Annotated in this window: 23 protein-coding genes; 17 read left to right on the top strand and 6 right to left on the bottom strand. The window is 35.9% G+C overall.

Annotated elements, in window-relative coordinates; translation table 11 throughout:
• The first annotated feature begins 91 nt into the window (after positions 1-91).
• From QCQ61_RS07390 to QCQ61_RS07380, 3 genes are read left to right on the top strand one after another with little or no spacing between them, the layout of a single operon-like run.
• A complete protein-coding gene (locus QCQ61_RS07390) occupies positions 92-394 on the top strand; it encodes an ArsR/SmtB family transcription factor (protein ID WP_279450130.1) in 303 nt (100 codons plus the stop codon).
• Positions 395-438: 44 nt separating this feature from the next.
• A complete protein-coding gene (locus QCQ61_RS07385; RefSeq protein ID WP_279450129.1) occupies positions 439-708 on the top strand; it encodes a CBU_0592 family membrane protein in 270 nt (89 codons plus the stop codon).
• A 10-nt stretch (positions 709-718) separates the two neighbouring features.
• Positions 719-1,321 carry a short chain dehydrogenase gene (locus QCQ61_RS07380; RefSeq protein ID WP_279450128.1) on the top strand — a complete coding sequence of 201 codons (603 nt, stop codon included), beginning with the start codon at positions 719-721 and terminating at the stop codon, positions 1,319-1,321.
• Between the two features lie 351 nt (positions 1,322-1,672).
• On the opposite strand, the gene QCQ61_RS07375 is transcribed toward QCQ61_RS07380, so the two are convergent.
• Positions 1,673-1,834 (bottom strand): hypothetical protein, encoded by a 162-nt coding sequence (locus QCQ61_RS07375; RefSeq protein WP_279450108.1) that lies wholly within the window; start codon positions 1,832-1,834, stop codon positions 1,673-1,675.
• A gap of 231 nt (positions 1,835-2,065) precedes the next feature.
• Positions 2,066-2,227, bottom strand: a complete 162-nt coding sequence (locus tag QCQ61_RS07370; RefSeq protein WP_279450108.1) for a hypothetical protein — start codon at positions 2,225-2,227, stop codon at positions 2,066-2,068.
• 959 nt (positions 2,228-3,186) lie between these two features.
• On the opposite strand from QCQ61_RS07370, the gene QCQ61_RS07365 reads away from it, so the two are divergent.
• Genes QCQ61_RS07365 through ilvA form a run of 6 tightly spaced genes read left to right on the top strand, consistent with a single transcriptional unit; the run spans position 3,187 to position 10,312 of the window.
• Positions 3,187-4,074, top strand: a complete 888-nt coding sequence (locus tag QCQ61_RS07365) for a branched-chain amino acid transaminase (RefSeq protein ID WP_279450127.1) — start codon at positions 3,187-3,189, stop codon at positions 4,072-4,074.
• Positions 4,074-5,750, top strand: coding sequence for a dihydroxy-acid dehydratase (gene ilvD / locus QCQ61_RS07360; RefSeq protein ID WP_279450126.1), 1,677 nt, complete (start codon positions 4,074-4,076; stop codon positions 5,748-5,750). The genes QCQ61_RS07365 and ilvD overlap by 1 nt, the downstream gene beginning before the upstream one ends.
• 7 nt (positions 5,751-5,757) lie before the next feature.
• Entirely contained in the window at positions 5,758-7,458 is a 1,701-nt protein-coding gene (ilvB, locus tag QCQ61_RS07355; RefSeq protein WP_279450125.1) for a biosynthetic-type acetolactate synthase large subunit, read from the top strand.
• 13 nt (positions 7,459-7,471) lie between these two features.
• Positions 7,472-8,002, top strand: a complete 531-nt coding sequence (gene ilvN, locus QCQ61_RS07350) for an acetolactate synthase small subunit (protein WP_279450124.1) — start codon at positions 7,472-7,474, stop codon at positions 8,000-8,002.
• 22 nt (positions 8,003-8,024) lie between these two features.
• Positions 8,025-9,071 (top strand): ketol-acid reductoisomerase, encoded by a 1,047-nt coding sequence (ilvC, locus tag QCQ61_RS07345; RefSeq protein WP_111410142.1) that lies wholly within the window; start codon positions 8,025-8,027, stop codon positions 9,069-9,071.
• Positions 9,068-10,312 (top strand): threonine ammonia-lyase IlvA, encoded by a 1,245-nt coding sequence (gene ilvA / locus QCQ61_RS07340; protein ID WP_279450123.1) that lies wholly within the window; start codon positions 9,068-9,070, stop codon positions 10,310-10,312. The genes ilvC and ilvA overlap by 4 nt, the downstream gene beginning before the upstream one ends.
• A 44-nt stretch (positions 10,313-10,356) precedes the next feature.
• Here the strand turns inward: ilvA and QCQ61_RS07335 are convergent, their stop codons facing one another.
• Positions 10,357-10,575 carry a hypothetical protein gene (locus tag QCQ61_RS07335; protein ID WP_279450122.1) on the bottom strand — a complete coding sequence of 73 codons (219 nt, stop codon included), beginning with the start codon at positions 10,573-10,575 and terminating at the stop codon, positions 10,357-10,359.
• Positions 10,576-10,840: 265 nt separating this feature from the next.
• A complete protein-coding gene (locus QCQ61_RS07330) occupies positions 10,841-11,002 on the bottom strand; it encodes a hypothetical protein (protein WP_279450108.1) in 162 nt (53 codons plus the stop codon).
• Positions 11,003-11,052: 50 nt separating this feature from the next.
• On the opposite strand from QCQ61_RS07330, the gene QCQ61_RS07325 reads away from it, so the two are divergent.
• The 3 genes from QCQ61_RS07325 to QCQ61_RS07315 all read left to right on the top strand — a co-directional run bounded on the left by QCQ61_RS07325 (position 11,053) and on the right by QCQ61_RS07315 (position 14,131).
• Positions 11,053-11,520, top strand: coding sequence for a DinB family protein (locus QCQ61_RS07325; protein ID WP_279450114.1), 468 nt, complete (start codon positions 11,053-11,055; stop codon positions 11,518-11,520).
• A 188-nt stretch (positions 11,521-11,708) separates the two neighbouring features.
• On the top strand, positions 11,709-13,169 hold the full coding sequence (locus QCQ61_RS07320) for an MBOAT family O-acyltransferase (RefSeq protein WP_279450121.1): 1,461 nt from the start codon (positions 11,709-11,711) through the stop codon (positions 13,167-13,169).
• A 2-nt stretch (positions 13,170-13,171) separates the two neighbouring features.
• A complete protein-coding gene (locus QCQ61_RS07315) occupies positions 13,172-14,131 on the top strand; it encodes a hypothetical protein (protein ID WP_279450120.1) in 960 nt (319 codons plus the stop codon).
• 128 nt (positions 14,132-14,259) lie between these two features.
• On the opposite strand, the gene QCQ61_RS07310 is transcribed toward QCQ61_RS07315, so the two are convergent.
• Positions 14,260-15,231: an IS110 family RNA-guided transposase gene (locus QCQ61_RS07310; RefSeq protein ID WP_279450106.1), complete on the bottom strand. Its 972-nt coding sequence runs from the start codon at positions 15,229-15,231 to the stop codon at positions 14,260-14,262.
• Positions 15,232-15,581: 350 nt separating this feature from the next.
• Between QCQ61_RS07310 and QCQ61_RS07305 the strand changes: the two genes are divergently transcribed.
• On the top strand, positions 15,582-16,217 hold the full coding sequence (locus QCQ61_RS07305; protein WP_279450119.1) for a hypothetical protein: 636 nt from the start codon (positions 15,582-15,584) through the stop codon (positions 16,215-16,217).
• 340 nt (positions 16,218-16,557) lie between these two features.
• Here the strand turns inward: QCQ61_RS07305 and QCQ61_RS07300 are convergent, their stop codons facing one another.
• Positions 16,558-16,719 (bottom strand): hypothetical protein, encoded by a 162-nt coding sequence (locus QCQ61_RS07300; protein ID WP_279450108.1) that lies wholly within the window; start codon positions 16,717-16,719, stop codon positions 16,558-16,560.
• A gap of 1,234 nt (positions 16,720-17,953) precedes the next feature.
• Here QCQ61_RS07300 and QCQ61_RS07295 point away from each other — a divergent pair.
• The 4 genes from QCQ61_RS07295 to QCQ61_RS07280 all read left to right on the top strand — a co-directional run bounded on the left by QCQ61_RS07295 (position 17,954) and on the right by QCQ61_RS07280 (position 21,469).
• On the top strand, positions 17,954-18,610 hold the full coding sequence (locus tag QCQ61_RS07295) for a hypothetical protein (RefSeq protein WP_279450118.1): 657 nt from the start codon (positions 17,954-17,956) through the stop codon (positions 18,608-18,610).
• Positions 18,611-18,744: 134 nt separating this feature from the next.
• A complete protein-coding gene (locus tag QCQ61_RS07290; RefSeq protein WP_279450117.1) occupies positions 18,745-19,917 on the top strand; it encodes a type I restriction enzyme HsdR N-terminal domain-containing protein in 1,173 nt (390 codons plus the stop codon).
• 158 nt (positions 19,918-20,075) lie between these two features.
• A complete protein-coding gene (locus QCQ61_RS07285; RefSeq protein WP_279450116.1) occupies positions 20,076-20,444 on the top strand; it encodes a hypothetical protein in 369 nt (122 codons plus the stop codon).
• A 524-nt stretch (positions 20,445-20,968) separates the two neighbouring features.
• Positions 20,969-21,469 carry a hypothetical protein gene (locus tag QCQ61_RS07280; protein ID WP_279450115.1) on the top strand — a complete coding sequence of 167 codons (501 nt, stop codon included), beginning with the start codon at positions 20,969-20,971 and terminating at the stop codon, positions 21,467-21,469.
• The last annotated feature ends 296 nt before the right edge of the window (positions 21,470-21,765 follow it).

The raw sequence follows: 21,765 nt of genomic DNA, 5'->3' as shown, positions 1-21,765 counted from the left end.
AGACGTTGGCAACAAGCTAAAAAAACATCGAACTTCAAACAAAAACACGTAATCATTTTCATATATCGAGATTTATCAATATGTTTGTAGTATGAATTTGAAAACGGCAACAGAAATTGGAAAATGTTTATCGAACCAAATCAGGTTTCAGATATTGGAATGGCTGAAAGAACCAGAAAAACACTTTCCACCACACGAAACATTAAAACACTTCAATGATGGTGTTTGCGTTACCTATATTCAAGAAAAAACGAAGTTATCTCAATCGACTATTTCAACATATTTGACCAATATGGAAAAATGTGGACTTTTAATTTCAACAAGACACGGAAAATGGTCGTATTTAAAAAGGAACGAAGAGACTATTAAACAGTTTACGGATTTTCTAATATAAAAAAATTTGATATTACATATCGACATTTCGCAATATGACAAACTATGACATTATTAATTGACATATTAGGTTGGTCAGGTTCAGGATTGATAATCCTTGCCTATGCCCTAACTCTAATCGAAAACAAAAAATATTTGCACTATGGCAAGTATTTAAATTTGCTTGGAGGACTTTTAATAGCCATAAACTGTTATTACTATAGTGCTATTCCACCATTTGCAACTAATCTACTTTGGAGTGTCATTGCAACTTTAACGATATATAAGTCAAGAAATAAAAAAGAGAAATGTAACAAGACTAAATGTTTAACTTAAAAATAAAACAATGAAAATTTTAATAATTGGAGGAAATGGAACAATAGGAAAAAAAGTTGTTTCGCATTTTAAACAAAAAAATGAAATTTTAATCGGTGGACGAACCAATGGAGATGTGGCTGTTGACATTGCTGATAGTAGCTCGATAAAGTCAATGTTTGAAAAAATTGGAAAACTGGACACTATAATTTGTATCGCTGGAGAAGCAAAATGGGACGATTTCAATAAACTTTCTGAAGACGATTATTATATCGGACTAAAAAGTAAACTAATGGGACAAGTTAATCTTGTACGTATTGGACAGAATTATTTAAATTCAAATGGTTCCATAACTCTATCCACAGGAATTTTAGCAGATGACCCAGTTGTAAAAACAACGAGTGCTGCTATGGTAAATGGCGGAATTCATAGTTTTGTTCAAGCTGTTGCACTCGAAATTGAAAACGGAATTAGAGTAAATGTCGTTTCTTCTGGAATGGTGGAAGATGCTTATGAAAAATACAAAGACTATTTCCCAGGGCACAATCCAATACCAATGAAAAAAGTAATTAACGGATATGTAAGAAGTGTAAACGGAAAAGGAAATGGAGAAATAATTAGAATTTACGACTGAAAAAAAGCCAGTTGCCAACACCGTATAAAATTAATTGCTTGGTTAAAGCCTACTTACGAAAGTCCTCGCGGACTTTCTATCTGTGATTTATTTGCTAACTTTAGTGCTTAAATCACGCAACTAATCTTATACAAACACGTTACCTGTAATTGCTCCGACGAAATTTCCAGACAAATAATCTGACTAAAAAAGTCGTCTATTCGGAAAAATTCAAGCAGAAGAATTGACGGTTGACTTTTTGCTCGAAAGCGGAAAAACCCAAAACGCGGACTTAATTCGGAACCGAACAATTTTGAGGGATTTGCCCACTCAAACGGAATCGAATCGATTTTTGACAAACTGCGCGGAATATTACGCCGACTTGATTGCGGAAAAGCCGATCGTGCCACTGTTGTGTGTCGCAAAAACAGGTAACAATGCATAACGCCCAATGCTCAATTTTTCCTTATCGGAAAAATCGCCCGGGCGGGAAATAAGGTATTTTTTATGTAATTTAGTCAGTGCATCACGCATCGTGCGTTATACAAATCCGTTACCTGTAATTGCTCCGACGAAATTTCCAGACAAATAATCTGACTAAAAAAGACGTCTATTCAGAAAAATTCAAGCGGATAAATTGACGGCTGACTTTTTGCTCGAAAGCGGAAAAACCCAAAACGCGGACTTAATTCGGAACCGAACAATTTTGACAGATTTGCCCACTCAAACCGAATCGAATCGATTTTTGACAAACTGAACGGAATTTTACGCCGACTTGATTGCGGAAAAGCCGATCGTGCCACTGTTGTGTGTCGCAAAAACAGGTAACAACGCATAACGCCCAATGCTCAATTTTTCCTTATCGGAAAAATCGCCCGGGCGGGAAATAAGGTATTTTTTATGTAATTTAGTCAGTGCATCACGCATCGTGCGTTATACAAAACCGTTACCTGTAATTGCTCCGACGAAATTTCCAGACAAATAATCTGACTAAAAAAGACGTCTATTCAGAAAAATTCAAGCGGATGAATTGACGGCTGACTTTTTGCTCGAAAGCGGAAAAACCCAAAATGCGGACTTAATTCGGAACCGAACAATTTTGAGGGATTTGCCCACTCAAACGGAATCGAATCGATTTTTGACAAACTGCGCGGAATATAACGCCGACTTGATTGCGGATAATCCGATCGTGCCACTGTTGTGTGTCGCAAAAACAGGTAACAACGCATAACGCCCAATGCTCAATTTTTCCTTATCGGAAAAATCGCCCGGGCGGGAAATAAGGTATTTTTTATGTAATTTAGTCTGTGCATCACGCATCGTGCGTTATACAAAACCGTTAGGTGCAACCCTAAAAGACGAAACAACCGGCGTACAAAATGCCAACCCGGCACAAAATAAAAAGAGCTGCAAGCCAACGCACAAGCCTACACAAATTGCAGCACATTTTATTTTCCCAACCTCACCCAAACCTACATCTGTCTACTGAATTTTAACGACTTTCAAAAAAAAGGTATAAAAAATTTGCACATTAAAAAAGCATACTTACATTTGTACCGTTAAAACAGAAAAAATGTACAATTCAATTATTATTTCTTCTATTATTATTGCGGGTGTGATTTCACATACCGTGGAGGAATAATTTTGATATAATCTAAAAGATATATTTGAAAGCCTCCCGAGAAATCAGGAGGCTTTTTTTATTGAAATTAAACTAAAAAGAACAAAATGAACTCATATAACAACACTATTATTATCAGCATTATTATTTGCTCGCCACCGTGAGAGATGCTGCTTTATGCCAAATTGTAAGCCTTTCTCATTTCGGGAAAGGCTTTTTTTATTCCCGAAAATTAAGTATCAACTCAATAAAAAAATAAAAAAAAATGTATTTCAACAACGAAACAGTCCTTTATTTGGATAGAAGATTTGTAAAAGCAAACGAATCTACAACCGATTTGTACAGTCAAACTCTTCATTATGGTTATGGCGCATTTGAAGGCATCCGCTCTTATGAAACAGAACACGGAACAAATGTTTTTAAAGCCGAAGAACATTATAAACGCTTGAAAAAATCTTGCGAACTGGTGAAAATCCCTTTCGATTACACGGTGCAAGAATTAGTTGAAGCCACTTACGAATTGCTAAAAAAAAACAATTTAAAAAATGCCTATATCCGACCATTGGTGTATTGCGGACAAAATATGAGTTTGTCAAAACCTACCAGCGTTTCGGTGATGATTGCCGCTTGGGATTGGGGAGCGTATTTGGGTGATAAATTATTGCGATTAACCGTTTCCTCCTATTGCCGTCCACACCCAAAATCTATCCACATCGAAGCGAAAGTCTGCGGTCATTATGTCAATTCTATTCTGGCAACCAATGAAGCAAAAGAAAATGGATTCGATGAAGCCTTGCTTTTGGATAGCGATGGATTTTTAGCCGAAGGTCCGGGTGCGAATTTGTTCTTTGAAAAAGACGGAAAATTATTCACGCCTCAATTAGGAAACATCCTTCCGGGCATCACCAGATCCACTGTCTTGGAGTTAGCCGAGCAATTAGGTCTGGAACTGCATCAAGGAAAATTTACCAAAGAAGCTCTTTTTCAAGCTGATAGTGCCTTTTTCTGCGGAACGGCTGCCGAGGTAGTGGGTATATTATCGGTGGACACTTATCAATTTCCAAAAAACTGGAATGATTCCTTAGGTAAAAAACTTCAAGATGCTTATTCACTTTTGGTACGAGAACCTTTAAAACAGCTCAATTTAAACTAATGAAAACACTCAACAAATACAGTAGAACCATTACACAAGATGAAACCCAACCTGCAGCACAAGCCATGCTTTATGGAATAGGTTTAACCGAAGACGATTTGCAAAAAGCACAAGTGGGAATTGTGAGTATGGGTTACGAAGGAAATCCCTGCAACATGCACCTCAACGATTTGGCTAAAGAAGTAAAAGCTGGTGTGCAACAAGAGGATTTAGTAGGATTGATATTTAACACCATTGGTGTGAGTGACGGTATCTCAAACGGAACTGACGGTATGCGTTTTTCTTTGGTTTCCAGAGATGTGATTGCCGATTCCATAGAAACGGTGGTGAGTGCCCAATGGTACGATGCAGTATTGGCGGTAGTAGGTTGCGATAAAAATATGCCTGGTTCTATCATCGCCATGGGAAGATTAAATCGTCCTGCAATCATGGTTTATGGAGGAACGATCCATTCTGGAAAATGGAAAGGAGAATCGCTCAATATCGTTTCAGCTTTTGAAGCTTTAGGTAAAAAATTCAGCAACACCATTTCCGATGAAGATTACAAAGGTATAATCAAAAACGCTTGTCCTGGCGCGGGTGCTTGTGGCGGTATGTACACAGCAAATACGATGGCTTCGGCTATTGAAGCTTTGGGAATGAGTTTACCTTACAGTTCATCCAATCCTGCGTTGAGCAGCAATAAAAAAATGGAATGTTTTGATACAGGAAAAGCCATCAAAGTGTTGTTGGAAAAAGACATTAAACCCAAAGACATCATGACCCGAAAAGCCTTTGAAAATGCCATGACCATGGTAACGGTTTTGGGCGGCTCTACCAATGCCGTAATGCACCTGATAGCTATGGCACATTCGGTGGATTTGGAATTGACTTTGGATGATTTCCAAAAGGTAAGTAACCGTGTTCCAGTGTTAGCAGATTTAAAACCGAGTGGAAAATACCTCATGGAAGATTTGCACGAAGCAGGTGGTGTTCCAGCAGTAATGAAATATTTATTGAAACACAACTTATTACATAGAGATTGTTTAACTGTTACAGGAAAAACAATTGTTGAAAATTTGGAAACTGTGGAAGATTTAACCGAAGGTCAGGAAGTATTTCTTCCATTGGAAAATCCAGTGAAAGCAAATGGACATCTGCAAATGCTCTACGGAAATTTAGCTACCGAGGGAAGTGTAGCTAAAATAAGTGGCAAAGAGGGCGATTATTTTGAAGGAACAGCCAAAGTATTTGACGATGAATATGCAGTGATTGATGGTGTGAGAAACGGAGAAGTAAAACCCGGTAATGTAGTAGTAATCCGTTATTGTGGACCAAAAGGCGGACCGGGAATGCCCGAAATGCTAAAACCTACTTCCGCCATTATGGGTGCAGGATTGGGAAATTCAGTGGCTTTAATCACCGATGGTAGATTTTCGGGTGGAACACACGGTTTTGTGGTAGGACACATCACGCCGGAAGCTTTTGTAGGCGGAACCATTGCCTTGGTAAATGATGGAGATTTAATTGCGATTGATACCAAAAATAATACCATCAATTTAAAAGTACCTGAACAGGAATTGGAAAAACGAAAAGCAGCATGGAAACAACCTCCATTGAAAGCAAGTAAAGGGGTTTTGTACAAATATGCACAATGCGTTTCGAGTGCTTCATTGGGGTGTGTAACCGATAAATAATTAAAAAATGAAAACAACGGAATTAAAAATAACAGGTGCAGAAGCGGTGATACAAAGCCTGAAAGCTGAAGGAGTAAAAACGATATTTGGTTATCCGGGCGGTGCTATCATGCCAATTTATGATGCCTTGTTTCATCATCTTGAAGAAGTAAATCACATCTTGACACGACACGAGCAAGGTGCTATACACGCAGCTCAAGGATATGCCAGAACCTCAGGGAAAATAGGGGTTGTATTTGCTACGTCGGGCCCTGGAGCTACCAATTTAATTACAGGTTTAGCCGATGCTTTAATCGATTCTACGCCACTGGTTTGCATCACCGGACAAGTGGCTTCTCACCTCTTGGGAACGGATGCTTTTCAGGAAACCGATGTCATGGGTATTTCGATGCCAGTAACCAAATGGAATTTTCAGGTAACTAAAGCAGAAGACATAGCAACAACATTGGCGAAAGCATTTTACATTGCCTCATCTGGTCGTCCTGGTCCAGTACTCGTGGACATCACCAAAGATGCTCAGTTTGAAGCGATTGAGTTTTCTTATCAGAAATGTAACTCTGTCAGAAGTTATCAGCCAAAACCAAAATTGAATGTAGAACAAGTGCAAGTGGCGGCAAATTTATTGAACGAGGCAAAAAAACCTTTGATGATTGTCGGACAAGGAATTATGCTTTCCAATGCGGAAGAAGAACTATTGGATTTTGTTGAAAAAACGGGTATTCCGGTGGCTTCTACGCTTTTGGGATTAGGAGCTTTTCCAAGTCATCACCCTTTATTTGTTGGAATGGTAGGCATGCATGGCAATTATGCACCCAATGTAAAAACCAATGAGTGCGATGTGTTGCTTGCCGTGGGAATGCGTTTTGACGACCGTGTTACAGGTGATGTTTCCCGGTATGCAACACAAGCAAAAGTGGTTCATGTTGATATAGACACTGCCGAAATCGATAAAATCATAAAAGCCGATGCTCCTATTGTAGCCGATGCCAAAGAAGCACTAACCGTTTTAACGGATTTGGTAGAAAAACAAAATCATCAACAATGGTTGGATGAATTTCATCAGGCTAAGCAAAATGAATTGAAGGTACTTTCAGAAAATAGAGAAAAAGAATTTTCAGATGAACTTAGAATGGATTTGCTGATCGATTTACTTTCTCAAAAAACCAAGGGCAATGCAATCGTTGTAACCGATGTGGGGCAACACCAAATGATGGCGGCACAGTTCTATCAGTATAACCAAACCAAAAGCAATGTTACTTCTGGTGGATTGGGAACGATGGGCTTTGCGCTACCGGCAGCAATTGGAGCGAAAATGGCTAATCCCGAAAAACAAGTGGTGGCCATTATTGGCGATGGTGGTTTCCAAATGACTTTGCAGGAATTGGGAACGATGATGCAAAATAACATTGGCGTTAAAATCATTATTTTGAACAATGGCTACTTGGGAATGGTGCGGCAATGGCAACAAATGTTCTTTGAAAAAAGATATTCGTTTACCGACATACAAAGTCCTGATTTTGTTGCATTAGCAGCCTCTTACAATATCAAAGGTCAAAAAGTTGAAAGACAGGAGGAGTTGAACAACGCATTAGACCAACTTTTAAACACAGAAAATGCGTACCTGTTGGAAGTGAAAGTGGCTAGAGAAGACAATGTATTCCCAATGATTCCCACAGGAGCTTCGGTCGCTGAAATACGATTGCAATAATTAAAAATAAAAAATGAAAACAATTGACACAACATTTACCGTATCCATATTTACGGAAAATACAATCGGAATGCTCAACCGTATCACCATCATATTTACAAGACGACATTTGAATATTGACAGCATCACAGCTTCTGAAACAGAGGTTAAAAATGTGCATCGTTACACTATCGTTTTGAGAACAAACAGAGAACAAATAGATAAAGTTGTTGGGCAAATCGACAAATTAATTGATGTTCTGAAAGCCTTTGTACATGAAGATAATGAAGTAGTACATCAGGAAATTGCGCTATATAAAATCAAAACAACAGAACTTAAATCTAACAATGTAGAGCAAGTGGTTAGAGAAAATAATGCCAAAGTTCTCACCGTAGATCCCGACTTTATCGTCATTGAAAAAACAGGGCACAAAGAAGAAATACAAGTTTTGTTTGAAAAACTGAAAACATTTGGCATTCTGGAATTTGCCCGTTCAGGTCGAGTGGCAGTTACCAAACCTATGAAAGACTTAACTTCTTATTTAAAAGAATTTGAAAAAAAATAATAAACAAATAATACAATAAAAAATGGCACAATTAAATTTTGGCGGCGTAATGGAAAATGTCGTAACACGAGAAGAGTTTTCATTAGAGAAAGCAAGAGAAATATTAAAAAACGAAACTGTTGCAGTCATTGGATACGGCGTGCAAGGTCCGGGACAAGCCTTAAATTTGAAAGATAATGGCGTAAAAGTAATTGTAGGACAACGAAAAGGGACAAAGAGTTGGGACAAAGCACTTGCTGATGGTTGGGTAGAAAATGAAACCCTTTTCGAAGTGGAAACCGCTTGCGAAAAAGGCACTTTACTCATGAATTTATTATCAGATGCAGGGCAAATACAAGCATGGGAAACGATGAAAAAAAATTTGACAACAGGAAAAGCCCTGTATTTTTCACATGGTTTTGGCGTTACTTTTCATGAAAAAACAGGTATCGTGCCACCTAAAGATGTAGATGTGTTTTTGGTGGCTCCCAAAGGTTCGGGAACTTCGTTAAGAACATTATTTTTAAAAGGGCAGGGTTTAAATTCCAGTTATGCCGTTTTTCAAAATGCAACCGGAAAAGCTGAAGAAAAAGCATTGGCATTAGGCATCGCTATCGGTTCTGGCTATTTGTTTGAAACCACATTTCAAAAAGAAGTGTACAGCGATTTGACTGGCGAACGAGGCGTTTTGATGGGAGCTATCGCAGGTATTTTTGAAGCACAATACAATGTGCTTCGTCAGCGAGGACATTCGCCAAGTGAAGCGTTTAACGAAACCGTAGAAGAATTGACCCAAAGTTTAATGCCTTTGGTAGCTGAAAACGGAATGGATTGGATGTTTGCCAATTGCAGTACCACTGCACAACGAGGAGCATTGGATTGGAAAGGTAAATTTAGAGAAGCTACCACGCCTGTTTTTAATGAACTGTATGATGACGTGCTTTCAGGTAAAGAAGCAGCCATCGTTATCGAAGCCAACAGCAAGCCTGATTACAGAGAAAAACTCAACGCAGAACTTAAAGAAATACAACAAAGTGAGTTGTGGCAAACTGGAATGCAAGTACGAAAATTAAGACCTCAAACCAAATGATACATTTAGCACAAATACAAAAGGCAGCCGAAAATCTGAAAGGTGTGGCGGTGCATACGCCTCTTGTAAAAAACGAAAACCTGAGCGAGCGATTTGCTGCTCAGGTTTATTTGAAACGGGAAGATTTACAACCTGTACGATCCTATAAATTGCGTGGTGCGTATCATAAAATCAGTTCGCTTTCCGAAAATGATATAAAACTAGGCGTGGTATGTGCAAGTGCCGGAAATCACGCTCAGGGAGTGGCTTTTGCGTGTAGAAAACTAAACATAAAAGCCGTTATTTATATGGCTATTACTACGCCTGCACAAAAAATAAAGCAGGTAAAACTCTTTGGAAAAGAAAATGTAGAGGTTGTGTTGAAAGGTGATACTTTTGATGATGCCTTCAATGAAGCCCTTCTTTTCAGCCAGAAGAATAAGGCGGTTTTCGTTCATCCGTTTGATGATGAATTGGTTATTTCCGGACAAGGAACTGTAGGATTGGAAATTGTGGAAGACAGCAAATGTAAGATTGATTTTTTATTCTTTCCAATTGGTGGTGGCGGTTTGGCTGCAGGAGTCGTTTCGGTTTTTAAACAATTGAGTCCCGAAACTAAACTTATCGGCGTAGAACCAGAAGGAGCAGCCTCTATGAAAACATCGTTGGAAAACGGTAAAAATACTGCATTGACGGACATTGATAAATTTGTAGATGGAGCGGCAGTAAAACGAGTGGGCGACAAAACATTTGAAATCTGTAAAAACTCTTTAGATGATATCGTTTTAGCCCCCGAAGGGAAAGTTTGCACCACAATTTTACAATTATATAACGAAGAAGCCATTGTTGTAGAACCAGCTGGTGCATTGAGTATTGCAGCCTTGGATTCCTATAAAGACCAAGTCAAAGGCAAAAATGTGGTGTGCATTGTTAGTGGAAGCAACAATGACATTACAAGAATGGAAGAAATAAAAGAGCGATCCTTGATGTTTGAAGGATTGAAGCATTATTTCATCATCAACTTTCCACAACGACCAGGTGCATTAAAAGAATTTGTAAATGATGTCTTAGGAGAAAATGATAATATTACTTATTTCCAGTTTACCAAAAAAAATAATAGAGAAGAAGGCCCAGCGGTTGTTGGAGTAGAATTAAAACACAGCTCAGATCTAGATAGTATGGAACAAAAAATGAAAACTAAAAAAATAAATTATCAGCATCTGAATGAGCAGAAAGAATTGTTTACGCATTTGATATTTTAAACTATCTTGTACAGTATGTGTTGTAAAATTCAAACAACAGTTCATTAATATTTAGCCAACGCATTTGGTGGCACATTTGCAAAACCGCACAGGCAAAGGCCAAAGCCAAGTTTTGCAAAAGAGCCACCAAGCCAACGCACCAAGCAGGAGTAAAATGGACAGACAACAACAAGACAGAAAAGAAGGGCAGCACCTAACCTCGGCTTTAAAAAATTGCTGGTTTTGTGCGCTTTCAGAGAGTACTCAGGTGATTGAAAATCCATCTTGTTTTATTAGCTTTGGAACTACCGGCCGCAACTTCTCAAAGCCGTAGCCGTTACCTGTAATTGCTCCGACGAAATTTCCAGACAAATAATCTGACTAAAAAAGTCGTCTATTCGGAAAAATTCAAGCGGATAAATTGACGGCTGACTTTTTGCTCGAAAGCGGAAAAATCCAAAATGCGGACTTAATTCGGAACCGAACAATTTTAACGGATTTGCCCACTCAAACGGAATCGAATCGATTTTTGACAAACTGCGCGGAATATTACGCCGACTTGATTGCGGAAAAGCCGATCGTGCCACTGTTGTGTGTCGCAAAAACAGGTAACAACGCATAACGCCCAATGCTCAATTTTTCCTTATCGGAAAAATCGCCCGGGCGGGAAATAAGGTATTTTTTATGTAATTTAGTCAGTGCATCACGCATCGTGCGTTATACAAATCCGTTGTGTGCAATATCACCAAACAATTTCTTAAATGACAAAAAGTGAACAATTGGCAAGCCGACTTCGAGAAGTAATATTAAACGGAACTTGGATTGCGAATACGAATTTTAAAAGCCAATTAGAAAGTTTGGATTGGAAAATTGCAATCAAAAAGCACCAATCACTAAATACAATTTCGGACTTGGCGCAACATATCCATTATTATATTGACGGAATAAAAAACGCGATTATTAATGGAAAACTTGAAATTAGCGATAGATATAGTTTTGACTTTCCTCCTATTAAGTCCCAAACCGAATGGAAAGAATTTCAAAATAAATTTTATAGCGATACGGAAAAACTTGCTGAATTAATAGAAAAACTGACTGACGAACAACTTGATAAAAATTTCGTTGATGAAAAGTATGGAAATTATTTGAGAAACATCGACGGAATGATAGAACATAGTTATTATCATTTAGGACAAATTGCATTGATTAAAAAAATTATTAGCGAATAAAAAATACTGCACACAACACTGGCTATAATTCAGCGTGGCTTATGAACTATTTTGAAAAATATATTAATTTAACCAAGCTGATTTCTCTGCGGACAAATCCTGCGGATTTATCCACGCCGAAACCATAGCCAAACACGTTGTGCGTCATGCGAAAAAACCCCGAAAACATTGAACATTTAGAATAAAAAATGCTATTTAACTCTATCGACTTTGCAATATTCTTGCCTATTATCTTTATTCTATATTGGTTCGTCACTAATAAAAATTTAAAATTACAAAACTTATTAATTGTAATATCAAGTTATATTTTTTATGGTTGGTGGGATTGGAGGTTTTTATCATTAATTCTTTTTAGTACAATTGTAGATTATTTCATCGGAATTAAACTTTCAAAACAAGAGAATCAAACCAAAAGAAAATTACTACTTTGGACAAGTATTTTTGTTAATCTTGGGTTTCTCGGTTTCTTTAAATACTACAATTTTTTTCTTGATAATTTTATTACAGCTTTTTCGTTTTTTGGAACTGAAATAAATGCAAATTCCCTAAACATTATATTACCCGTTGGAATTAGTTTTTACACGTTTCAAACGTTAAGCTACACTATAGATGTTTATAGGCGAAAACTTGAACCAACTAAAGACTTTATTGCTTTTTCTGCTTTTGTGAGTTTCTTTCCTCAATTAGTCGCAGGACCAATTGAAAGAGCAACTAATTTGCTTCCTCAATTTTATGCAAAACGAAATTTTGACTACTCAAAAGCTATTGATGGGATGCGACTAATACTTTGGGGATTATTTAAAAAAGTAGTAATTGCAGATACTTGTTCAATATTTGTAGATGATATATTTCAAAATTATATGAACTATTCTGGAGGAACTTTAATTGTTGGTACAATTTTATTTTCATTTCAAATCTATTGTGATTTTTCTGGTTATTCAGATATAGCAATTGGAACAGCGAAGTTATTTGGAATAAAATTAATGACAAATTTCAGAACTCCGTACTTTTCAAGAAATATAGCTGAATTTTGGAGAAGATGGCATATTTCTTTGTCTACTTGGTTTAGAGATTATGTTTATATTCCTTTAGGAGGTTCAAAAACATCCAAAATATTAACAGTTCGTAATATTTTTATAATTTTTATAGTAAGTGGATTTTGGCATGGAGCAAATTGGACATATATAATTTGGGGAAGCTTAAATGCTTTTTATTTTTTACCTATATTTTTAATGAAGCAAAATAGAAAACATCTTAATACAACAACAAAAAATAAATTTATTCCAAGTTTTAAAGAACTTAATAGTATGTTTTTTACATTTATTATTACTGCATTTGCTTGGATATTTTTTAGGTCTAAAACTTTAACTGATGCTTTTGAGTATATAAAAGGAATATTTAATCAAAATAATTTCTTTAAAATGCAAACAGCTAAAACCTATGAACTAGATATTAGACCTTTAATCATTTATCTAACTTTTTTCATAATTGTTGACTGGTATTATAGAAATGAAGAGATTGTTTTTACAAACCATAATTTGACAAAGAGTACAATAATCTTTAAATACATAATATATCTATTTACTATAATTAGTATTATATTTTCTATTAAAAATCAAGCGTCTAACTTCATATATTTTCAATTTTAATTATGAGAAAGTTCGCATTAAAACTGACAAAAACATTCTTAATAATATATGTAGCATTATTTGGATTACATTTTATTCTTGATTATTACTTATCAAAAGAAAATAGTTGTAATAATAATACTTGGCATAAAATATTTAAAGGAAAATTAGACACAGACATAGCAATAATAGGAACATCAAGAGCAGAAACACATTACAATACAGAAATTATTAATAAAATAACTGGATTAAAAACTTATAATTTAGGAATTAGCGGAACCCCTTATTCAGTGCTTAAAATTAGATGGGAATCTTATTTTAACCGAAATAAAAAACCTAAAATTTTAATTATAGATATTGATGCATCAAGTCTTCAAAATTCAAAAACACTCTTTGGTAAATTTCAATACTTACCATTCTTTTACTCAAAAGAATACCAATCGTTTGCAAAAGAAAATGATGCTGACTTCTATTTCGAAAAATATATTCCTCTCTATAAATATAGAGGCTATGAAATGAGTGTTTTTAAACAAATAAAATCTTTAAAAAATCGTTCTATTTGTTCAAACACAATAAACGGATATGTCGAACACGATATAGATTGGATAGATAAAGACTACCTTAATTTCAAGAAAATACTTCAAAAAGATAAAACTAAAACTGAATATGATTTAAAAGTTTACAAACAAGGTCTTTCTGTCTTAAAAGAAATAATTAAAGATTGTAAAAAAAATAACATTAAAATGTATTTTGTTTGGTCTCCTTCATACTATGAATCTCATACTTATCAATCATTCAATAAAAAATATATAGATAGTGTTTTGAAAAACATTTCAACTAATGAACATATCCAATATATAAATTTCTCTAATGATTCTTTGTGTTACGGCAGAAAATTCTTTTATAATTCTTCTCATATGAATAAAAGAGGTTCAACGATATTTTCTAAAAAAATAGGAAATTTAATTAACGAAAATAAATAAAAGCACGAACGCACAACAAAGAACTGAGGTAAAAAACAACATATTTCTTCATTAATTTTTGACATTATTATTCTAGGCTTACAGATTGAAAGATGGATCTATAAGCTGTTTTTTTATTTAGATTTTGGTTATTTTTCTGCAAGTACTGAAACAAAATCGGCATCATATGGTAGGCCTGATTTTGCGATAGCAAAACACTGTTTCAAAAGTTTATTAGCAACCGCAATAAGCGCGAGCTTTTTACTCTTCCCTTTATTTACGATGCGCTGATAAAGCGCTTGGCACGCCCTGTTGTACTTACAGGCATTGAAGGCGCATAGAAATAATAGATTGCGGAGTTTCTTATTGCCAACCTTACTAATTCTGCTACGACCACGTACACTACTTCCAGATTCCCTAGTGGTAGGTGTGATGCCCACATAACTGCAAAGCTGCGCCCCCGTTTCAAATTTGGAAAAGCCATCGGTTACCACAATTAAAAACAAAGCTGTCTTGGCTCCAATGCCAGGAACAGTCTGCAAAAGCGTTAGCTGGTGTTGCTGCTCTTGCCTCACCAATTCAAGCAGGCGTTCTTCTATTCCAGCAAGCTCTTTGTCCAAGTGTTTTTTATCGCGCTTTAATGAACGATACACGAACTTTGACGGGATGCCCAAGGTTTCCTCACCGTGCATTTTATTTTTAGTAGCGGTACGTTTTTTAAGGTAACTGTCCATCAAACGAAACAGTTGCAAGCACTCGGCCTGTACATCTGTAAAGGCATTGTAAAGTGGAACGTCATTGGCGAGGGAATACTCGCAAATGGCTTTTGCATCACTCTTGTCGGTCTTTACCTTGGCAAGCTTCATCTGTATAAAACGTTTTACAGATAAAGGATTTACAACAGACACCGCCACATTGTTTTTGTAAAGAAACTGTGCAAGCCTATAATGATAGTAACCCGTTGCTTCCATAGCTACAATTGAATTATTAGAAAGTATCTTCAAAAAAGATTTAAATCCTTTTTCATCATTATTGAACTGGTTGTGGCCACTGGTACTACCGAATACATCAAAGACATTCTTACTGATGTCAACTCCGAAAGTTTCCTTATATTTATTCATAGGAACTGATTTTATGAAAGAACCAGCTACTTGGGTCACAACAACTTGAAAACGAGGTCTAGGCCTCACAGAACTGAACGTGATTTAAGTAGTAAAAGAGCGGGGATTATCAATGTTGTCGAAGTCTAAAGCTTCACCGTATATAGTAACCTTACTCCGCTCTTTTGTTCTTTCTGATTAATACTTAAAATTAACTTATTTAGTGAAAATCAAACTTAAGACGTATAAAATTAATTGCTAGTTCTAGCCTACTTACGAAAGTCCTCGCGGACTTTCTATCTGTGATTTATTTGCTAAATTTAGTGCTTAAACCACGCAACTAATCTTATACAAAAACGTTGCCATTAATTATGAAAAACAGACTTCTGATAATATTATTTGGACTTTTATTCTGTATTCCAAATGTGAATGCTCAAAATGACAATTTGGAACCAGTTGAAAGTATATTCGATGATTATGACTTCCAATTTGAATACTATTCTCTCATTAGAAAAGTATTAATGAACGGAATGTCTGATTATCCTGAAGTTCGATTTTTAATAATTCCATCCTTTTCTGTTGAAGAAGTAGTTGCAATTGAAAAAGAAAACGAAAAATACTTTATTGTACATCATAAAATGTCAAAGAGTATATGGTATACAGATAAAAACAAGGAGAAAATTAAAGTAAAAAAGAAGAAAGTTGAAATATCGGAATCTGATATGAAACTATACAAAGAGCTTTTTAAAAAAGCAATAACACACCGAAAGTATCCTGACAAAGAAATAATGGGACTAGATGGAGTTAATTATTATTTTTCAGTAGCTGATAGACCTTTAAAAACGGGAACAGTTTGGTCACCTAAATCTGGAAGTAAAATGGATAGACTTAAAGAAGTAGGATATTCACTTATAAGTTTGGCGAATGATACTAAAGAAGACGAAAAAGTGGAATTAAAAACTGAATTAATTGAACGAATTAAAAAATTGACAACCGAAATAAAATAACTAATGGCAACAATGGCTATAAGTAATTGCTTGTTCTCGCCTACTTCTGAAAATCCTCGCGGATTTTCAGTTTGGTGTGTACTTGCAAAGTTTAATGCTAAACCACGCAACTACTCATAGCCGAGACCGTTACCTGTAATTGCTCCGACGAAATTTCCAGACAAATAATCTGACTAAAAAAGTCGTCTATTCGGAAAAATTCAAGCAGAAGTTTGACGGCTGACTTTTTGCTCGAAAGCGGAAAAACCCAAAATGCGGACTTAATTCGGAACCGAACAATTTTGACAGATTTGCCCACTCAAACCGAATCGAATCGATTTTTGACAAACTGCGCGGAATATTACGCCGACTTGATTGCGGAAAAGCCGATCGTGCCACTGTTGTGTGTCGCAAAAACAGGTAACAACGCATAACGCCCAATGCTCAATTTTTCCTTATCGGAAAAATCGCCCGGGCGGGAAATAAGGTATTTTTTATGTAATTTAGTCAGTGCATCACGCATCGTGCGTTATACAAATCCGTTACCTGTAATTGCTCCGACGAAATATCCAGACAAATAATTCTGACTAAAAAAGACGTCTATTCGGAAAAATTCAAGCGGAAGAATTGACGGCTGACTTTTTGCTCGAAAGCGGAAAAATCCAAAATGCGGACTTAATTCGGAACCGAACAATTTTGACAGATTTGCCCACTCAAACCGAATCGAATCGATTTTTGACAAACTGCGTGGAATATTACGCCGACTTGATTGCGGATAATCCGATCGTGCCACTGTTGTGTGTCGCAAAAACAGGTAACAACGCATAACGCCCAATGCTCAATTTTTCCTTATCGGAAAAATCGCCCGGGCGGGAAATAAGGTATTTTTTATGTAATTTAGTCTGTGCATCACGCATCGTGCGTTATACAAAACCGTTACCTGTAATTGCTCCGACGAAATTTCCAGACAAATAATCTGACTAAAAAAGTCGTCTATTCGGAAAAATTCAAGCAGAAGTTTGACGGCTGACTTTTTGCTCGAAAGCGGAAAAATCCAAAACGCGGACTTAATTCGGAACCGAACAATTTTAACGGATTTGCCCACTTAAACGGACTCGAATCGATTTTTGACAAACTGCGCGGAATATAACGCTGACTTGATTGCGGAAAAGCCGATCGTGCCACTGTTGTGTGTCGCAAAAACAGGTAACAACGCATAACGCCCAATGCTCAATTTTTCCTTATCGGAAAAATCGCCCGGGCGGGAAATAAGGTATTTTTTATGTAATTTAGTCTGTGCATCACGCATCGTGCGTTATACAAAACCGTTACCTGTAATTGCTCCGACGAAATTTCCAGACAAATAATCTGACTAAAAAAGTCGTCTATTCGGAAAAATTCAAGCGGATAAATTGACGGCTGACTTTTTGCTCGAAAGCGGAAAAATCCAAAATGCGGACTTAATTCGGAACCGAACAATTTTAACGGATTTGCCCACTTAAACGGACTCGAATCGATTTTTGACAAACTGCGTGGAATATAACGCCGACTTGATTGCGGAAAAGCCGATCGTGCCACTGTTGTGTGTCGCAAAAACAGGTAACAACGCATAACGCCCAATGCTCAAATTTTCCATATCGGAAAAATCGCCCGGGCGGGAAATAAGGTATTTTTTATGTAATTTAGTCTGTGCATCACGCATCGTGCGTTATACAAAACCGTTGGCGGCAAGCAATAAATAAGTCCTAATTATTAATATGAGTTGTATTTTTGATATAAGTTCAGACACAATTATTGGAGTTTTTGCTACTATAATCGCAATAATTGCTTTGGGTATTTCCATTTGGCAAGGTATTGTAACGAGAAATCACAATAAATTAAGTGTCAAACCGATTTTGCATTTTACCTCCGGCCCTTTGCCTTATGAAAATGATGGTAACATTGTTTATCAAATTAGCATTGGGAATGACGGATTGGGACCAGCTATAATTAAAAGCTACAAAATTTTATACGATTCAGTAGAAATAACTTCAAAGGAATATGGTATACATCAAGCTTCATTGATAAGTCTGGCTGCTGATAAAGCAACTTATAAAGAGAATATTAAAAGGGAAATAAATGGAACTTCATTAGGAAAAGGATCCATAATACTCCCAAATAATTCAATCAGATTACTATCATTTAGGTTCGTTGAATTAGATTCTATAAAACGAGAAAATATTATTACCAACCTCTACAATATTGATATCGAAATAATCTACACTTCTATTTATCAAGGAAAAAACCAGAAAATAAAATTAATCGAAAAGAAAACTCCAAAATATCCACCTCTAACTCAAGAAAATATTAATGAATTAAGAAAGAAATTTGCCAGTGAGGGGAAAAAGCCAGCCGCCAACAATGGCTATAAGTAATTGCTTGTTCTCGCTTACTTCTGAAAATCGTTGCGGATTTTCAGTTTGGTGTGTACTTGCAAAGTTAATTGCTAACCCACGCTACTACTCATAGCCGAGACCGTTGTGTGCAAGCTGAAAAAACAAAATCGGAATTGAAAAAGTATATTAAAAACGGAAAAGAATGCGTTCTCTGCCATTCAAGAAAAAAATTGATACAAATAACACCTGAAGAAATAATTCGACAGGAATTTGTGTCAAAACTAATTTCCGATTTAAATGTTCCAATCGAAATGATTGACGTAGAAGTTCCATTATCTTATTATCAAAAAGGAAAAAGAGGAAGAGCCGATATTATTGTTTCTGGCTTTGACAAAGAAAATTTTAAAAAAATTCCTTTAATCGTCATTGAATGTAAAGCACCGACAATTTATTTGACCGACAAAGTTTTTGAGCAAACTATGCACTATGATGAATTTTTAGAACCCGAAATAATGGCAATGACCAACGGACACGAAACTATTTGTTACAGTTGGGATTATGAGATTAAGGATTATCGAGAAATCATTTCTATTCCAAAATATTCTGACTTAATCAAAGGTAAAGGAATTGAATTTCAAGAAGAAATAGTTAACGAATGGAAAAGACCCAATCATAAAGACAATATTGAAAAAAACCGACAAATATTGTTAGCTGATTATAATCTTGGAGAAGATACCGATATAAAATTAGTTCCTTTCATAACAAACTTGGTCGGACTGATTTATGATGACAGCGAAAAAGCTAATCAACTTCACTTAAAAAATAAAACTTTTATTAGCGATGGTGGAATAAGATTTACAACGTTTGGAAATGCAGCAGGAGGAAGTTTTACAGGAGAATATAGATACTTCATTGTTGAGAATGACAACCACGAAACCGAATTGGTAAGTATTTCAATTATGGGAAAGATTTCGACAAAAAACCACCCAAAATGGAAAAACAGTAATGGATTTACACTTTTTAATGTAGCAATAGACGACTTTGAAAACAGTCATATGTCACTTGAATATTCGATTGACAGATTTGTAGAAATAAATGACAATCAATACTCATTTTGGCACGATGGAACATTAACGGTTGGAAACAAAGGACGTGCTAAAAATAAAAACGTAATAGATTTCATTAAAATTCATAGTCCTCATTTAATAAAAAACGACAAAATATATTTAGGAACAATTGACAATTCAAAACCATTTGTTTGGAACGACAAGAATGTAAATAAATTAATTGCTAATTTTATAGATTATGGATTTGTACGAGATGAATTTAGAAAAACATACAAATAAAGCCAGCATACAACATTGGCTATAAACAATTGGGGCGAAAGTGATAAAACGAAACTATAAACATAAAAACAAAGGTCGGTGCCAAACCGAAAAGTTAGGGTGTAAAATCCCCAACTGTTCATAGCCTAGACCGTTGGCAACAAGCTGAAAAAACCGAAATGGAACGACAAACTAATATCATAATTGGATTTCTATTCTGCATTATCGGAATTTTTATTGCGCCTCTTCTATATGAAAATCACCCATATGGAGAAATTTTCTTTTTGATAATGCTGTATTTCGTACCTGCTTTAATTTTGGCAATCGTGAACGGAATTTTATTACGATTGATTGAACAAAAGGTGCGGAATTTGACTCTGAAAATTGGAATTGGATTTATTCCTCTTCTGATTTTGACATTACTCGCAATCGGAAAAGAATCACCAATTCAATTCATTGCGACTTTTGGAATTATAGGTATTGGAATCACCAATCTGATTTGGACTATAAAACTGATAAATAAAAAGCCAGTTGCCAACAATGTATAACCGCAATTACGGCGGATTCGACTACGTCCGAATCCACGCGGAATTGCTACCGTCGGTCTCTGCTGAAAGATTGTTTAACTTTAAGCCGTAACTGACGGTTATACAAGACCGTTACCTGTAATTGCTCCGACGAAATTTCCAGACAAATAATCTGACTAAAAAAGTCGTCTATTCGGAAAAATTCAAGCAGAAGTTTGACGGCTGACTTTTTGCTCGAAAGCGGAAAAACCCAAAACGCGGACTTAATTCGGAACCGAACAATTTTGAGGGATTTGCCCACTCAAACGGAATCGAATCGATTTTTGACAAACTGCGCGGAATATAACGCCGACTTGATTGCGGATAATCCGATCGTGCCACTGTTGTGTGTCGCAAAAACAGGTAACAACGCATAACGCCCAATGCTCAATTTTTCCTTATCGGAAAAATCGCCCGGGCGGGAAATAAGGTATTTTTTATGTAATTTAGTCTGTGCATCACGCATCGTGCGTTATACAAAACCGTTGTGCATAATTTGACCAAAAATGAGAATATTTACTTTTTTACTATTTTTTTGCTTTTCGATTGGCTATTCCCAAACAGCGGAATATGGAAAATTGACAAAAAAATCTGAATATAAAATTTATATAACCAAGATTGGAGATTCTTTAAAAGTCGGAGATACTTTGACTATTGGAATTCCTAATTCTGATTTAGGATTCACTTATATTTCGCAAGGAGGACAAAGAGTTTCTAATACTTTAGCTGATAAAAAAGTTGTTGTGGATAAATTAAAAACTTACGGAACTAAAAAAAACGGATATAAATTATACGCACATTTTAAAGGTTATGGACTAATTCCTGTTTTAATAGATTATGACACAGCGTTGGAGGTTGGAGAAATAAAAAACCCGAACAGAAAATTAACTAAAGAAGAAGCTATTGCTAAATTGAAAGAAGCAAAAGAATTATTAGAATTAGGAGTAATAACTCAAGCGGATTATGACAAATTGAAATCTGAAATGACACCTCTTATTCTGAATTAAAAAAACTATGCACAACACTGTATAAAATTAATTGCTAGTGCAAGCCTACTTACGAAAATCCTTGCGGATTTTCTATTCGGTTTGTATTTGCCAAATTAGGTGCTTAAACAACGCAACTAATCTTATACAAACACGTTATGTTCAATGCCTCCGAATTGAATTCTTGCGAATTAATTCGGAGGCATTTAATTTGGGCGTATTTGCGAATTATGACTGGAAATTAACGCAGCCCAATTGACAAAAAAACAAGCTGAATAAAATGCAGCGGACTTGCATCGGACAGTACCAATCGGTTA

It is taken from the genome of Aequorivita marisscotiae (assembly GCF_029814825.1).
Lineage (GTDB): Bacteria > Bacteroidota > Bacteroidia > Flavobacteriales > Flavobacteriaceae > Aequorivita > Aequorivita marisscotiae.
This window is presented reverse-complemented; position numbering and strand designations above follow the sequence as displayed.